Genomic DNA, 12,912 nt, shown 5'->3' with positions numbered 1-12,912 from the left:
TCACGCGCTGAAGGCCCGCCGGTACGCCGACGGCGACGTCCGCATGGCCCGCGTGAAGTGGTGCCGGAACGTCACCGCGCTCTCGAACCCGACCGCCGCCCCGATCTCCTCCACCGGCGCTCCCGTGGACTCCAGCATCGGCAGGCTGGCCGCCACCCGCTGCGAGATCACCCACCGCAGCGGGCTGGTGCCGGTCTGCCGCTTGAAGTGCCTGATGAACGAGCGCTCCGACATGTGCGCCACCCTGGCCAGGTCCGCCACGGCGATCGGCCCGGCCAGATGCTCCAGGGCCCACGACATCGCCCTGGCCACCCCGCCGTCGTCCGCCACCGGTGTCACGGCGGCCTGGATGAACTGCGCCTGACCGCCCTCCCGGTGCGGCGGTATGACCAGGCGGCGGGCCACGGAGTTGGCCACGTTCGGCCCGTGGTCGCCGCGTACGAGGTGGACCAGCAGGTCGAGGCCCGCCGCGCTGCCCGCGCTGGTCAGCACGTCGCCGGCGTCCACGTACAGGACCGAGGGGTTGACCCGGACGAGCGGGAAACGCTCCTGGAGCAGCTCGGCGTACTTCCAGTGGGTGGTGGCCTCGCGCCCGTCCAGCAGCCCGGCCGCCGCCAGCGCGAACGCGCCCGAGCAGATCGACACCAGGCGCGCGCCGCGCGAGTGCGCGAGCCGCAGCGCGGACACGAGCGCGCCGGAGACCTCTCCGCGCACGTCCGCCACCCCGGGCACGATCACCGTGTCGGCCTCGGCCAGCACGTCCAGCCCGTGCGCCGCCTGCATGGTGAACCCGCCCACCACCCGCAGCGGCTCCGGCGTCTCCGCGCACACCGCGAGCGAGTACCACGGGAGGTCCAGCTCGGGCCGGGCCAGCCCGAAGAACTCCACGACGCAGCCGAGCTCGAACGGCGCCATGCCGTCGAACGCCAGCACGGCCACCCGGTGCGGCCGGGAGGGAGACGGCAGGAGCATGCCTCGCATGTTAGCCCCAGCCTTTCAGCGGCAAGAGAGGTATATGCATATATCGGCTGTGCAGACCGTTTTGCCGGATCATCGCTACGCGCAGGTGGAGATCACCGAGGCGTTCTCCCGGCTGACCGACTGCGACGAGGAGCTGCTGCGCCGATTCCATGCGGCGGCCGGCGTGGAGGGCCGCAATCTCGCGCTCCCGCTGGCCGACTACACCAAGCTCGACTCCTTCGCCCGCGCGAACGACATCTACCTCGAAACAGCCCTCGACCTGACCGAACAGGCCGTCAAGGGCGCCCTGAACAAGGCCGGCGTGCGCCCGGAGCGGGTCGATCACCTGCTGCTCTGCTCGACCACCGGCATCGCCACGCCCTCGCTCGACGCCAGGCTGGCCCAGCGCGTGGGGCTGCGGCCGGACGTCAAGCGGGTGCCCGTGTTCGGCCTCGGGTGCGCGGCGGGCGCGTCGGGGCTGTCGCGCCTGCACGACTACCTGCGCGGCTGGCCGGACCACGTCGCGATGCTGGTGTGCGTGGAGCTGTGCTCGCTGACGATCCAGCGGAACGACACCTCGGTCGCGAACCTGGTTGCCAGCGCCCTGTTCGGGGACGGCGCGGCGGCCGTCGTGGCGACCGGGCGCGGCCAGGGCCCCGAGGTCGTCGCCACCCGCAGCCGGCTCTATCCGGACACCGAGCACCTCATGGGCTGGGAGGTCGGGCCGCACGGGTTCCGGATCGTGCTGGACCCGGACCTGACCACGTTCGTGGAGCAGGTGCTGGCCGGTGACATCAAGGCGTTCCTGGCGGACTATGGCCTGACCCCCGGGCAGGTCGCCACCTGGGTCTGCCATCCCGGCGGCCCCAAGGTCATCGAGACGATCGCGCGGACCCTCGACCTGCCTCCCAAGGCGCTCGACGTGACCTGGCGGTCGCTGCGCGAGCACGGCAATCTGTCCTCGGTCTCGGTGCTCCACGTGCTCCAGGAGACGCGGGGTCGGCCGGACACGCCCGCCGTGCTCCTCGCGCTGGGGCCGGGGTTCTCCGCCGAGCTGTTGCTGCTGCACTGGTGAGCGCGTACCTCGTCCTGATCGGGCTGGTCGCGCTGGAGCGGCTGGCCGAGCTGGCGGTGGCCCGCCGCAACCTGGCCTGGGCCAGGTCCAGGGGCGGCGTCGAGTACGGTCGGCGGCACTATCCCTGGATCGTCCTGGCCCACGCGGCGCTCCTCGGGGCGGCGCCCGCCGAGGTGTGGCTGCTCGGCCGCCCCTTCGTCCCGTGGCTGGGCTGGCCGATGCTGGCGGTCGTCGTCCTGGCCCAGGGGCTGCGCTGGTGGTGCGTCGGCACGCTGGGCAGGCAGTGGAACACCCGCGTGGTCGTGGTGCCGGGAATGCCGCTGGTGCACCGGGGGCCGTACCGGTGGCTGCGGCACCCCAACTACGTGGCCGTGGTCGCCGAGGGTCTCGCGCTGCCGCTGGTGCACTCGGCCTGGCTCACCGCGACGGCCTTCGCCGCCGCCAACGCGGTGCTGCTCACCGTACGGGTGCGGGTCGAGGACGCGGCATTGTCACGCTAGGGCCACAGCCCGGTGGCCGGGACGTACTCCTGGTCACCCCAGTTGTCGCGGCTGTCACGACTGATCACGCGTCGATCGCGGTTTGTGCTCGCTTACGTCACCGGCTCGGCCTGGGCAGATCAAGTTCCGTCGTAGGGCATGGAGGTGGTTGCAATGAAATTTCGCCCTTTAGCGGCGGGAATCGGCATTGTTGCGCTGCTCGCCCTCTCTGCGTGCGGAGGTGGCTCCGGAAGCTCGACCAGCGGTGAACGCGCGGCGAAAGCTCCGGCGAACGCGGAACCGGCCCCGGTCCGCCCGTCCGCGTCACCCGCCGAGACGAACGGCGAGGAGGACACGACCACGGCCCAGATCTCCACGTTCGCTCTCGACGTGGACACGGCCTCGTACGGTTACGCCCGGCAGACCCTCCGGGGAGGCCGCTGGCCCGCGCCCGGCGAGATCCGCCCGGAGGAGTGGATCAACGCGTTCCGGCAGGACTACGCGCCGCCGTCGGACGACGGCTTCGCGGTGCACGTGGACGGCGCGAAGCTGCCGGAGCGCGACCGGGCGATCCTGCGCGTGGGCCTGCAGACGCGCGGTTCGGACGCGGCGGCGCGGCGGCCCGCCAACCTCACGTTCGTCGTGGACGTGTCCGGCTCGATGGCCGAGACCGGGCGGCTGGACCTGGTCAAATCGGCCCTGCTCAAACTGCTCGATCAGCTCGCGCCCGGCGACCAGGTGTCGATCGTGTCGTTCAGCGACGACGCCGAGGTGCTGGCGTCGATGACCCCGCTGACAGCGCGGCAGGAGCTGCGTGACGCGGTGAACGAGCTGACCGTCTCGGGCGGCACGAACCTCTCGGCCGGGCTCGTCACCGGCTACCAGGAGGCGTCCAAGGCGTTCCGTCCCGCCGCCACGAACCGGGTCATCCTGCTCTCCGACGGCCTGGCCAACCAGGGCTCCACCGAGTGGCGTACCATCCTCGACCAGGTCAAGGAGTACGCGGGCAAGCAGGTCACGCTGCTCACCGTCGGCGTCGGCCGCGACTACGGCGACGAGCTGATGGAGCAGCTCGCCGACAACGGCGACGGCATGGCCGTGTACGTCAGCAGCCAGGAGGAGGCCGACAAGGTCTTCACCACGCAACTGCCCGCGAACATCGAGCTGCGGGCGCGCGACGCCAAGGCCCAGGTGGTCTTCAACCCGTCGGTCGTGGAGAGCTACCAGCTCATCGGGTACGAGAACCGCGCGCTGAACACGGAGGACTTCCGCGACGACACCCAGGACGGCGGCGAGATCGGCCCGGGCCACTCGGTCACCGCGCTCTACTCGCTGCGTCTCAAGCCGGGCGCCGACGGGCAGCTCGCCCAGGCCACCGTGCGCTGGCAGGACCCCGACACCCGGTCCGCCTCCGAGGCGAGCAAGTCGCTGCGGGCCGACGAGCTGGCCGCGTCGCTGGACAAGGCGCCGGTCCGGTTCCAGGTGGACGTGGTGGTGGCCGCGTTCGCGGTCTACCTGCGGGACCGCAAGGCGTTCGGCATGGACCTGCCCGAGCTCAAGGAGCAGGCGGCCCGGCTGGCGCCGGCCACCGAGGACCCGATGGTGACGGAGCTGGTCCAGCTCATCGACCAGGCCCGATCGGTGGGGTAAGGGGCTTCAGCCGAGTATGGGGGCGGCGGTGGCGGAGCTGTAGTAGAAGTCGTACATCGCCTGGGCGAACCCGTCCTTCGACACGTGCGCCACCTTGTTGCCGCGCAGCCGATCGAAGGACGCCCGTGACGCCGCCCCCGCCACGTCGTACGCCGACCACAGGCGCAGGAACTCGGCCCGGTCGAGCCGGTCGTCGCCGTCGTCGTCGAGCGCGTCCCAGAGGGCGTCGGTGATCGGCCTGACCACGTTGGCCACGAACTCGGCGCGGTCGAGCTCCGGGGCCAGCGCGTAGCCGATGTAGGACTCCCTGCTGATGCGCCCCTCGGGGTCGGTGCCGATGTTGTGGACGGCGTACTGCCAGACCCGCTCGTACGCGTCCGCGACCCGCTGTGCGCCCTGCCCGGAGAGCCCGAGCCGGGCGCACAGCGCGGAGGCGACCACGATCATGTCGCGGTGGTCGAGGTAGCCGTTGTGATCCATGTCGCTCGTGTCGAACGCATGTCCAGCATTTCGAGCATCCGCATCCATAGCCGGCCACCTCAGGTGACGATGTTTTCACAGAGTGTTACTGAGATGGTCGGCGGGGCGGGCTGCCTGTGTCAATGCGGTGGAGACGAATCCCTGTGCGGATGCCGGGCGCACCGGCAGCAGGCCGGCGTAGAGCAGGTCCACCATCGGCATCGGCCTGGGGTAGCAGAACACCGACGAGCCCGTGCCGAGGATCGACGGGGTGTCGATCACGAAGGGCAGCTCGGCCAGGAGGAACGGCAGGGCGTTCTCGGCCTGCTCGCGGGAGAGCTCCGGCGCGCCGACGATGGGCCGTACCGCGTCCATGCAGTGCTCCCTGAAGACCGGATCGGTGGCGAACAGCCGCTCCAGCCTCGTCCGCGCGCAGTCGTAGGCCGGGACGGAGGCCAGCTCGTTCCAGTCGAACACGGTGGCGTTGGGCGGGTCGAGGGCGTCGAGCGCGCGGACCACCCGGTTGCGCGTGTTGTTGGCCGCCGCCCTCGCCTTGGCCCCGGCCTTGGCCTCCGGACACCCCCTGGCGACCAGCGTCCCGGCCAGCTCGACGCCGGGCACGAGGACGTGCACCCGGGCGAATGTCCGGGTCGCCCAGTCGAGCAGGTGTCTGATGGTGCGGGGGGTGAAGTACCCGTTGAGCGCGCTGACGCCGATCACGGCATGCTCGCGGCGGTCGAGGAGCTGGGCGCATCGCGGGGTCAGGGGCAGTGGTTGCACGCTGGGCACGGCAACGGACAGTAGCAAGCTTTTACCCTGCGTATGCTTACTTTTTAACGTGTGCTTGAAGGGTCCGTAAGTCGGATACACTCGTACACGCAGCAAGGGGCTATGGCGCAGTTGGTAGCGCGCCTCCATGGCATGGAGGAGGTCTGGGGTTCGAATCCCCATAGCTCCACCCCGACCTGACCGCCTCTGCCTCACTTTGATGGGCAGGGGCGGTTTCGCGTTGTCCCGGCGTTCTTACTCGCGGGCGGTGTCGCGGTGGGCCAGGTAGAGCTGGCCGAGCCGGTCGATGCGCCAGAGCTGGCCGAGCGTGACCAGCGTGGCCCCGAACACCGTCGGCCAGATGTCGAGCGCGATCAGCCCCCAGATGAGCAGCGCGAACCCCGCCGAGCCCACCCCGATGAGCAGCCGCTGCACGTTCCGGTGGTCGCCGGTGACCAGCGACCGGTCGCGCAGCCACAGCTTCTCGCCGTAGATGCCCCGGGCCGACCAGCTGCCGGGCTGCTCGATCGCCGGGAAGACGTGCGGGTTGACCGCCAGCCAGACGACGACCAGGCCCACCGGGACGAGGGCCCACCAGCCGAGCCACTCCCTGCTCCAGATGGCCGCGATCATCAGCGGGATCGCGGCGAACCGGGTCCAGACGCTCCACGGGTTGGCGTGCCGCTTCCACGCCTCGTCCGTCATGCCCGCGGCCTGCGCGTACTTCTTCAGCACATTCATGCGATGAGTCCCCTGGCCAGCGCGTTGATGGTGGCCTCGACCACCTGGGAGTGGTCGGGCCCGAACCTGTCGCGGTTGAGCACCAGCAGGCCGGCCGTGCGCAGCACGCCGACCAGCACCTCGGGCGGGACGTCCGCGACGAATACGCCGTCGGCCTGCCCACGGGCGAGATAGTCGAGCAGCGGCGTCAGCAGGTGAGGTGTGACGCGGGCGACCTCCTCGGCCCCGACCCTGCGCGCCACCGCCTCCAGCTCCTCGGGCCGGGTGAGCAGCCGCCGGTAGAACGGGTCGGTGGTGAGCACGTCGATCAACTCGCGCATGATGTGGGCGAGCGCCTCGACGCCGGGCGGCCGGTCCAGGGCGGCGGCCAGCCGCTTGCCGAGCATGGGCGCCCTGCGGATCATCACCTCCTTGTACAGCTCCTCCTTGGACTCGAAGAACGCGTAGAAGCTGCCCTTGGCGATGCCCGAGGCCGCGACCAGCTCGTCGAGCGAGGTCTTCTTCAGGCCCTGGGTGGCGAAGAGCTCTTCGGCGGTGTCGAGCAGGGACGCGGTGATGCGCGCCCGGTCCTCGGTCGTGAATGCCACAGCCATGTGTATCCCTATGACTGGATCGGATATTCAGTCATAGCCTAGCACTCCTGGAGATATCGAATGCGTGTTCGTATAATGTTCGGTATGGATACCGACACGCAGGACCTGCCCGAGCTCTGGCGCCCGCCCGTCGTGGAGCACGCCACGGCGGCCCGCTACCTGCTGGCCTGGGGCGACGACACCGAAGGGGTGCGATGGGGATTCCTGCTCTGGCCGCCGCAGGCGAGCGAGGGCGCGCGATGGGTGCACTGGAAGGACATCCGCCCGGTCGCGGGGGAGGACTACAGCGCGGTGCCGATCGCCGGTCCGTGGATGTGACCTCGCGAAGGAGAGATTCCCTGACTAAAGTCAGAGATATGGACGGTGCGGCGATCGGCCAGGTGCGCAGGTTCCAGCGGACCGTGACGCAGCGGATCGGGGCGCTCGACGACAGCTTCCTGGCCAGGGATCGGGCGCTCGGGCAGTCGCGGGTGCTCTGGGAGATCGGCGCGGAGGGCAGCGAGGTGCGCGTCCTGCGGACGCGGCTCGACCTCGACTCCGGCTACCTGAGCAGGCTGCTGCGGTCGCTGGAGGCCGACGGGCTGGTGGTCATGGACGACGGCGGCTCCGACGGCCGGGTTCGCACGGCCCGGCTCACGCCGGCGGGGCTCGCCGAGCGGGAGGAGCTGGATCGCCGGTCCGACGAGGCGGCGGCGGGCATCCTCGAACCGCTCTCCGACGCGCAGCGCGACCGCCTCGTGGCCGCCATGTCCGAGGTCGAGCGCCTGCTGCTCGCCTCCATGATCGCCATCGACGTGCTCGACCCGCGCCATCCCGGCGCCCGCCGCTGCCTGCAGGCCTACGCCGACGAGCTGGCCCGCCGGTTCGAGGGCGGCTTCGACCCGGCCCGCAGCATTTCCGCCACCGACGCAGAGCTGCGGCTCCCGGCCGGGATGCTGCTGGTCGCCGCGCTGCACGCCGAGCCGGTCGGGTGCGTGGCGCTCAAGCTCCACCCGGAGGCCGGGTCCGCCGAGATCAAGCGGATGTGGGTGGACCCGGCCGTGCGCGGGCTGGGGCTGGGGCGGCGGCTGCTCGCCGAGGCGGAGGGAAAGGCGGCCGCCCAGGGTGTCCGCACGCTGCGGCTGGAGACCAACCGGGCGCTCACGGAAGCCGTCGCCCTCTATCGGGCGAGCGGCTACCGGGAGGTGGCGGCGTTCAGCGACGAGCCGTACGCGCATCACTGGTTCGAGAAGCGCCTGCCTCGACCGGGGGGTTGAAGCGGTGATAGCCGGGGGCGGTCCAGCCGGCCGACACGGTCCCGCCCAGGTGCGCGTACTCGTCCAGCTCGAAGCGCACCGTCCGCTGGTCCCCCCATTCCACCCGGGCCCGGCCCGTGAGCTGCAGCGTCTCCCCACGCTCCCAGTCCACGAACAGCAGCCCGGCCGCCGGGTCCAGCTCCAGGTTGCCCAATGTCATGTACATCGCGTTGCCCTGGTAGTCGGGGAACTCCAGCGAGCGCGCCCCCGTCACCCGGACGAATCCGGGGTTGCCGCCACGGTGCGACGCGTCCGCCCCGAGCCCCTCGGCCCGCGTGGCGATGAAGAACGTGTCCGCCTCCGCGATCCACGTACGGTGCCGGTCCGGCAGCGCGATCCCGCGCCCCAGCCCCGCGGGCTCGCCCGGAGCGGAGGTGGGGGAGCGGGTCTGGATGTACTTGGGGCAGTTGGAGTAGACCTGCTCCGTCCACACCACCAGGGCGTCACCGGCCCGCACGGCGGTGCCGTTCACGCGCATCCGGCGCCGCGTGTGCGGCTCGATGGCGATCAGGCCGACGTCCCGTTCCCGCTCGAACAGCCCGTGCAGCGGGTCGTCGGCGCCCGGCAGGGCGTGCAGCACGATCGTGCGGTCGTCCGTCGCGGAGGCGAACCCCGCGGGGCCCGTGAGCACGCCCGCCCACACGCGCCCGCCGTCGTCGGCCGCGCCCAGGACGACCATGTGCTGGTTCCGCAGGAACTCGGCGGCCGGATCCGGGATCTCCGGGCGCGTCCGCGAGCTCCCGTGGTCCTCCAGCCGCACCCCCGTCCGGCGCTGCACGGCGACCTCACCCGGATGCCTCATTAGAAGAACCCGCAGGTCGGCGCTTCAGAGCTGGGCGCGGGCCGGTCGCCCGCGCCGTCCGGAGCGAAGATCTCCAGCCGGATGCCGTCGGGGTCGGCGAAGAACACGCCGCCCGACGAGGCGCCCTCGCGGTGCGGCACGACGCCGTCGTGGAAGAGGGTCGCGCCGATCTCCCTGATCACCGTCTCCGCCCGGCGTACCGCGTCGAGGTCCGCCACCTGGAACGACAGGTGGTGCAGGCCCGGCCGGCCTGCCTCGAAGCGGCCCGCGCTCTGCTGCCAGAGCGTCAGCACCAGCGTGCCGTCCTGGGTCAGGAACGCGTACCGGCGGCCGTCCTCCTGCGACTCGCCCGCCACCGTGAAGCCGAAGACCCGCGTGTAGAACTCTTTGGACTTGTCGAGATCGGTGACGTTGAGCCCGACGTGCCCGGTCTGGAAGGACATTCCCCACTCCTCTAACGCATGCGCGGCCGAGTTGCCGTTAGAAACACTATAACGGCAACTCGGTCTTGCAAACGTTAGATTTTCTTGTGCTCCCGGTAGTGCCTGGCCGCCCGGGCGCGGTTGCCGCAGCCCGTCGAGCACCACTCCTGGCGCGGGTGCTCCTTGACGAAATAGAGCACGCAGCGCGGGGCCTGGCAGGTGCGGACCAGTGCGCGGTCCGGCCCCGCGAGGAACTCCACGGCCGCCGTGGCGAGCCTGGCGAGCAGTCGCGTGCCGGGGGAGGCCTGCGTCGCGGGCGCGGTGGCGAGGGACGGCTCGCCGTCCCAGTGCAGTTGGGGTGCGGTGGGGGCGGCCAGGGCGGTGGCGTTGACCAGGGCCAGCGACTCCTCGAACCCGGGCAGGTTCGCCGCGTCCGCCCGGCTCGGCGGGCCCGGCGCCACGGCCTTGGCGAACAGGGCGCGTACGGCCTGGCGCAGGCGCACAGTCTCCTGCCGCAGCTCCTCCGTGACGGTGAGGTCGCCCAGGTCGGGCGCGTGCGTTCGCACCCAGGCCGTCATGCCGTCCGTGTCGGCCAGCCTGTCGACCAATCCGGACCGCTCGGCCCTGATCGTGCTGACGAATTCGAGGGTCAGGGACATGCTCCCAATCTAACGCGCCAGGGCTCTGTTATCCGTTAGTCTAAAACATGCGTGGTCAGAAAATTTGCTGACTCCGCACTTTTTGCGTACGGTGAGCCCATGAGCGGACTGAGAGAGCGGAAGAAGCAGGCCACGCGCGAGGCGCTGATGACGGCCGCTCTCCGGCTGGCTCACGAGCGCGGGCTGGAGCGCGTACGCGTCGAGGACATCGCCGCCGAGGTCGGCGTCTCGCCCCGCACGTTCAACAACTACTTCTCCAGCAAGTACGAGGCGATCGCCGCCCGCCACATCGACCGCATCACACGTTCGGTGGCGGCGCTGCGGGCCCGGCCGCCGGCGGAGCCGCTGTGGGAGGCGCTGACCGAGGCCATGGTCGAGCCCTGGGCGCTGGCCCGCACGGAGGTGGCGCCCGATCCCGAAGTGCTGGCGAGCATCAGGATGCTGGCGGAAGAGCCCGCGCTGCGGGCCGAGTCGCTGCAGATGGTGTTCGCCGGGAACAACGAGTTGGCCGCGGCCGTGGCCGAGCGCACCGGCACCGACGCCGCCCGCGACCTCTACCCCCACCTGGTCGCCGTCGCCGTGGGCTCCGCCGTGCAGGCGGCCGTCGCCCACTGGCTGCGCTCCGACCCGCCGGTCCCGCTCGTGCCCCTGCTGCGCGAGGCCCTGGGCGCGCTGGCCGCGGGGCTGCCCGATCCTTCCCTCTGAGGAGAACGCATGGACACCGTGATCATCGGCGGCGGCCCCAACGGGCTGATGCTGGCCTGCGAGCTGGCCCTGGCCGGAGTCCGCCCGACCGTCGTCGAGCGCCTGCCCAGGCGCAGCGACCAGCCCAAGGCCAACGGGATCGTCGGCCAGGTCGTCAGGCTGCTCCACCAGCGCGGCCTCGCCGTGGGGGACGCGCCGATGCCGGGGTTCGTGTTCGGCGCGCTGCCGCTGAACCTGGCCGGGCTGGAGGACAACCCGCTGTACGGGATGGGGATCAAGCAGCCCGCCCTGGAGGAGCTGATCGAGCGGCGGGCGGTCGAGCTGGGTGTGGAGATCAGGCGTGGGCACGAGCTGCTCGGCTTCACCCAGGACCCCCACGGCGTCTCGGTGGAGCTCCGGGGGCCCGAGGGCGCGTACGAGCTGCGCACCCGCTACCTGGTGGGCTGCGACGGCGCGCACAGCACGGTCAGGAAGCTCGCGGGCATCGGTTTTCCCGGCGTCACCTCGACCGACGTCGTGAGCCGCAGCGCCCACGTCACCCTGCCGGGTGCGGTGATCCGGCCCGGCACGGTGGAGCTGGAGGTGCCGGGGCTGGGCACGTACGTGATGTACGCCTGGCACAGGACAGAGCGCGGCGCGTACGCGATCCTCCCCGCGGACCACGGGACCCTGCTGGTCAGCGCCATGGAGTGGGACGCCTCCGCGCCCGACGACGACGTGCCGATGACCGTCGGCGAGCTGCGCGCCGGCCTGGCCCGCGTGCTCGGCGCCGACCTGCCGCTCGCCGAGCCCGCCGGCGAGGGCCCGCACCTGCTCAGGCGGCTCAAGGGCCGCAACACCCGCGTCGCCGACCGCTACCGGGAGGGCAGGGTCTTCGTGGTGGGCGACGCCGCGCACGTCCACTCGGCCATGGGCGCGCCCGGCCTCAACCTCGGAATGCAGGACGCCGCCAACCTGGCCTGGAAGCTGGCCGCCGAGGTGCGGGGCTGGGCGCCGCCTGGGCTGCTCGACACCTACGACGCCGAGCGCCGCCCGGCCGCCCTGCGCGTCGCCGTGCACACCCAGGCGCAGCTCGCGCTGGCCGCGCCGGGGCCCGAGATCACGGCCCTGCGTGAGGTGTTCGGCGAGCTGCTGGGCGACGACGGCGCCCGCCGCCGCATCGCCGCCATGATGGCCGGAGCGGACCTGGCCTACCCGGTGCCCGCGCCGGCGCATCCGCTGGCGGGCCGGTTCCTGGCCGACCTGCCGGCCGAGCCGGCCGCGCGCGCGTGGCCCATGCTGCTCGACGGGACGGGCGGCCTGCGGGTGCGGCACGGGCGCGTGCACGTGGTGCCCTTCGAGGGCGACGGCGCCGTGCTGGTGCGCCCCGACGGCTACGTGGCCTGGGCCGGCGAGCCCGACGAGACCCTCGACGAGGCCCTGAGGACCTGGTTCGGCGAGGGCCTGGAGGTGGCGGCCTAGGCCGGGCGGCGGCCCACCCCGGCCAGGATTCCGCCCTTGGAGAGGTCGTACGAGCCGCCGGGGGAGCCCTCGGGCGTCCAGTCGGCCACCGGCACGACACCCGGCCCGAGCAGCTCCAGCCCGTCGAAGTAGGAGGCGATCTCGTCGTAGCCGCGCCGCGCCAGGCCGCCCGAGGTCGTGCTGGAGTAGACCTGCTGGCCGGCCGTCGCGACGTCGTCCATGTCGTGGCCCGCGTACAGCAGGTGCGACAGCACCAGGTGGCCCCCGGGCCGCAGGCGCTCGCGGATTCGAGCGGCGATCCGATCGGCCTCGGCGTCGTCGTGGATGAAGTGCAGCACCGCGACCAGCAGCACGGCGTACGGCTGGGAGAGGTCGAGGTGCTCCGCGACGCGCGGGTCGTCCAGGATGGCGTCGGGATCCTTGAGATCGCCCTCGATCGCCACGACGTCCGGGTCCCTGGCCAGCAGCGCGCGGGCGTGGACCAGCACGATGGGGTCGTTGTCGACGTAGACGACGCGGGAGCCGGGGGCGTGCCGCTGGGCCACCTGGTGCACGTTGTCCTGGGTGGGCAGGCCCGCGCCGATGTCGACGAACTGGCGCACTCCGGCCTCGGCGAGCATGCGTACGGCATGACCGATGAAGGCGCGGTTGGCCAGGGCGATCTCGCGGGCGTCGTTGCCCATCCGCCGGCCGATCTCCATCATCTTCTCGGCCGCCTCGCGGTCGGCGGCGAAGTTGTCGCGGCCCCCGAGGTAGTAGTCGTACATGCGGGCGACGCTGGGCACGTTCGGGTTGATCCCGGCGGGTACGCGATCCGCCTCGGCCATGTGACGACCCTTTCTA

Annotated in this window: 16 protein-coding genes and 1 tRNA gene; 8 read left to right on the top strand and 9 right to left on the bottom strand. The window is 71.7% G+C overall.

Annotation, left to right across the window (positions count from 1 at the left end; translation table 11 throughout):
* Nucleotides 1–972, bottom strand: a complete 972-nt coding sequence (locus ABZX61_RS46995) for a helix-turn-helix domain-containing protein (RefSeq protein WP_355204806.1) — start codon at nucleotides 970–972, stop codon at nucleotides 1–3.
* Here ABZX61_RS46995 and ABZX61_RS46990 point away from each other — a divergent pair.
* The 3 genes from ABZX61_RS46990 (at nucleotide 971) to ABZX61_RS46980 (ending at nucleotide 4,164) form a co-directional block, all read left to right on the top strand.
* On the top strand, nucleotides 971–2,035 hold the full coding sequence (locus tag ABZX61_RS46990) for a 3-oxoacyl-[acyl-carrier-protein] synthase III C-terminal domain-containing protein (protein ID WP_355204803.1): 1,065 nt from the start codon (nucleotides 971–973) through the stop codon (nucleotides 2,033–2,035). The genes ABZX61_RS46995 and ABZX61_RS46990 overlap by 2 nt on opposite strands.
* The gene (locus ABZX61_RS46985; protein WP_355204800.1) at nucleotides 2,032–2,535 is read left to right on the top strand and encodes an isoprenylcysteine carboxylmethyltransferase family protein; all 504 of its coding nucleotides are present in this window, start codon (nucleotides 2,032–2,034) and stop codon (nucleotides 2,533–2,535) included. Before ABZX61_RS46990 ends, ABZX61_RS46985 begins: the two co-directional genes overlap by 4 nt.
* 153 nt (nucleotides 2,536–2,688) lie before the next feature.
* Nucleotides 2,689–4,164 (top strand): von Willebrand factor type A domain-containing protein, encoded by a 1,476-nt coding sequence (locus ABZX61_RS46980; RefSeq protein WP_355204797.1) that lies wholly within the window; start codon nucleotides 2,689–2,691, stop codon nucleotides 4,162–4,164.
* Nucleotides 4,165–4,170: 6 nt separating this feature from the next.
* On the opposite strand, the gene ABZX61_RS46975 is transcribed toward ABZX61_RS46980, so the two are convergent.
* Together ABZX61_RS46975 and ABZX61_RS46970 are read right to left on the bottom strand one after the other, a co-directional pair.
* Nucleotides 4,171–4,644, bottom strand: a complete 474-nt coding sequence (locus ABZX61_RS46975) for a hypothetical protein (protein WP_350741768.1) — start codon at nucleotides 4,642–4,644, stop codon at nucleotides 4,171–4,173.
* Nucleotides 4,645–4,719: 75 nt separating this feature from the next.
* Nucleotides 4,720–5,403 (bottom strand): tRNA-dependent cyclodipeptide synthase, encoded by a 684-nt coding sequence (locus tag ABZX61_RS46970; protein ID WP_355204794.1) that lies wholly within the window; start codon nucleotides 5,401–5,403, stop codon nucleotides 4,720–4,722.
* A gap of 105 nt (nucleotides 5,404–5,508) precedes the next feature.
* Between ABZX61_RS46970 and ABZX61_RS46965 the strand changes: the two genes are divergently transcribed.
* Nucleotides 5,509–5,581: transfer RNA gene (locus ABZX61_RS46965), tRNA-Ala, on the top strand.
* Between the two features lie 65 nt (nucleotides 5,582–5,646).
* On the opposite strand, the gene ABZX61_RS46960 is transcribed toward ABZX61_RS46965, so the two are convergent.
* On the bottom strand, nucleotides 5,647–6,132 hold the full coding sequence (locus ABZX61_RS46960; RefSeq protein ID WP_355204791.1) for a DUF6653 family protein: 486 nt from the start codon (nucleotides 6,130–6,132) through the stop codon (nucleotides 5,647–5,649).
* Entirely contained in the window at nucleotides 6,129–6,725 is a 597-nt protein-coding gene (locus ABZX61_RS46955) for a TetR/AcrR family transcriptional regulator (protein ID WP_355204788.1), read from the bottom strand. Before ABZX61_RS46955 ends, ABZX61_RS46960 begins: the two co-directional genes overlap by 4 nt.
* Nucleotides 6,726–6,809: 84 nt before the next feature.
* Here ABZX61_RS46955 and ABZX61_RS46950 point away from each other — a divergent pair, with 84 nt between their 5' ends.
* Together ABZX61_RS46950 and ABZX61_RS46945 are read left to right on the top strand one after the other, a co-directional pair.
* Nucleotides 6,810–7,043: a hypothetical protein gene (locus ABZX61_RS46950; RefSeq protein ID WP_355204785.1), complete on the top strand. Its 234-nt coding sequence runs from the start codon at nucleotides 6,810–6,812 to the stop codon at nucleotides 7,041–7,043.
* Between the two features lie 38 nt (nucleotides 7,044–7,081).
* Nucleotides 7,082–7,981: a bifunctional helix-turn-helix transcriptional regulator/GNAT family N-acetyltransferase gene (locus ABZX61_RS46945; RefSeq protein WP_355204782.1), complete on the top strand. Its 900-nt coding sequence runs from the start codon at nucleotides 7,082–7,084 to the stop codon at nucleotides 7,979–7,981.
* Here the strand turns inward: ABZX61_RS46945 and ABZX61_RS46940 are convergent.
* The 3 genes from ABZX61_RS46940 to ABZX61_RS46930 all read right to left on the bottom strand — a co-directional run bounded on the left by ABZX61_RS46940 (nucleotide 7,920) and on the right by ABZX61_RS46930 (nucleotide 9,903).
* A complete protein-coding gene (locus tag ABZX61_RS46940) occupies nucleotides 7,920–8,822 on the bottom strand; it encodes a pyridoxamine 5'-phosphate oxidase family protein (protein WP_355204779.1) in 903 nt (300 codons plus the stop codon). The two genes, ABZX61_RS46945 and ABZX61_RS46940, sit on opposite strands and share 62 nt — an antisense overlap.
* Nucleotides 8,822–9,265, bottom strand: a complete 444-nt coding sequence (locus tag ABZX61_RS46935) for a VOC family protein (protein ID WP_350741781.1) — start codon at nucleotides 9,263–9,265, stop codon at nucleotides 8,822–8,824. The genes ABZX61_RS46940 and ABZX61_RS46935 overlap by 1 nt, the downstream gene beginning before the upstream one ends.
* A 74-nt stretch (nucleotides 9,266–9,339) precedes the next feature.
* On the bottom strand, nucleotides 9,340–9,903 hold the full coding sequence (locus ABZX61_RS46930) for an ABATE domain-containing protein (protein WP_355204775.1): 564 nt from the start codon (nucleotides 9,901–9,903) through the stop codon (nucleotides 9,340–9,342).
* A gap of 99 nt (nucleotides 9,904–10,002) precedes the next feature.
* On the opposite strand from ABZX61_RS46930, the gene ABZX61_RS46925 reads away from it, so the two are divergent.
* Both ABZX61_RS46925 and ABZX61_RS46920 read left to right on the top strand, forming a co-directional pair.
* The gene (locus ABZX61_RS46925; protein ID WP_355204772.1) at nucleotides 10,003–10,608 is read left to right on the top strand and encodes a TetR family transcriptional regulator; all 606 of its coding nucleotides are present in this window, start codon (nucleotides 10,003–10,005) and stop codon (nucleotides 10,606–10,608) included.
* Nucleotides 10,609–10,617: 9 nt separating this feature from the next.
* Entirely contained in the window at nucleotides 10,618–12,069 is a 1,452-nt protein-coding gene (locus ABZX61_RS46920; protein ID WP_355204770.1) for an FAD-dependent monooxygenase, read from the top strand.
* Here ABZX61_RS46920 and ABZX61_RS46915 read toward each other — a convergent pair.
* Nucleotides 12,066–12,896 (bottom strand): SAM-dependent methyltransferase, encoded by an 831-nt coding sequence (locus ABZX61_RS46915; RefSeq protein ID WP_355204768.1) that lies wholly within the window; start codon nucleotides 12,894–12,896, stop codon nucleotides 12,066–12,068. The genes ABZX61_RS46920 and ABZX61_RS46915 overlap by 4 nt on opposite strands.
* Between the last annotated feature and the right edge of the window lie 16 nt (nucleotides 12,897–12,912).

This window comes from Nonomuraea sp. NPDC003709 (assembly GCF_040610775.1).
GTDB classification, from domain to species: domain Bacteria; phylum Actinomycetota; class Actinomycetes; order Streptosporangiales; family Streptosporangiaceae; genus Nonomuraea; species Nonomuraea angiospora_A.
This window is presented reverse-complemented; position numbering and strand designations above follow the sequence as displayed.

What these genes read in the sequence shown, in the direction of transcription:
- ABZX61_RS46990 (WP_355204803.1), top strand. Translation starts at nt 971, where the DNA reads ATGCCTCGCATGTTAGCCCCAGCCTTTCAGCGGCAAGAGAGGTATATG.
- ABZX61_RS46995 (WP_355204806.1), bottom strand. Translation starts at nt 972, where the DNA reads ATGCTCCTGCCGTCTCCCTCCCGGCCGCACCGGGTGGCCGTGCTGGCG.
- ABZX61_RS46980 (WP_355204797.1), top strand. Translation starts at nt 2,689, where the DNA reads ATGAAATTTCGCCCTTTAGCGGCGGGAATCGGCATTGTTGCGCTGCTC.
- ABZX61_RS46975 (WP_350741768.1), bottom strand. Translation starts at nt 4,644, where the DNA reads ATGGATCACAACGGCTACCTCGACCACCGCGACATGATCGTGGTCGCC.
- ABZX61_RS46960 (WP_355204791.1), bottom strand. Translation starts at nt 6,132, where the DNA reads ATGAATGTGCTGAAGAAGTACGCGCAGGCCGCGGGCATGACGGACGAG.
- ABZX61_RS46955 (WP_355204788.1), bottom strand. Translation starts at nt 6,725, where the DNA reads ATGGCTGTGGCATTCACGACCGAGGACCGGGCGCGCATCACCGCGTCC.
- ABZX61_RS46950 (WP_355204785.1), top strand. Translation starts at nt 6,810, where the DNA reads ATGGATACCGACACGCAGGACCTGCCCGAGCTCTGGCGCCCGCCCGTC.
- ABZX61_RS46945 (WP_355204782.1), top strand. Translation starts at nt 7,082, where the DNA reads ATGGACGGTGCGGCGATCGGCCAGGTGCGCAGGTTCCAGCGGACCGTG.
- ABZX61_RS46940 (WP_355204779.1), bottom strand. Translation starts at nt 8,822, where the DNA reads ATGAGGCATCCGGGTGAGGTCGCCGTGCAGCGCCGGACGGGGGTGCGG.
- ABZX61_RS46935 (WP_350741781.1), bottom strand. Translation starts at nt 9,265, where the DNA reads ATGTCCTTCCAGACCGGGCACGTCGGGCTCAACGTCACCGATCTCGAC.
- ABZX61_RS46930 (WP_355204775.1), bottom strand. Translation starts at nt 9,903, where the DNA reads ATGTCCCTGACCCTCGAATTCGTCAGCACGATCAGGGCCGAGCGGTCC.
- ABZX61_RS46925 (WP_355204772.1), top strand. Translation starts at nt 10,003, where the DNA reads ATGAGCGGACTGAGAGAGCGGAAGAAGCAGGCCACGCGCGAGGCGCTG.
- ABZX61_RS46920 (WP_355204770.1), top strand. Translation starts at nt 10,618, where the DNA reads ATGGACACCGTGATCATCGGCGGCGGCCCCAACGGGCTGATGCTGGCC.
- ABZX61_RS46915 (WP_355204768.1), bottom strand. Translation starts at nt 12,896, where the DNA reads ATGGCCGAGGCGGATCGCGTACCCGCCGGGATCAACCCGAACGTGCCC.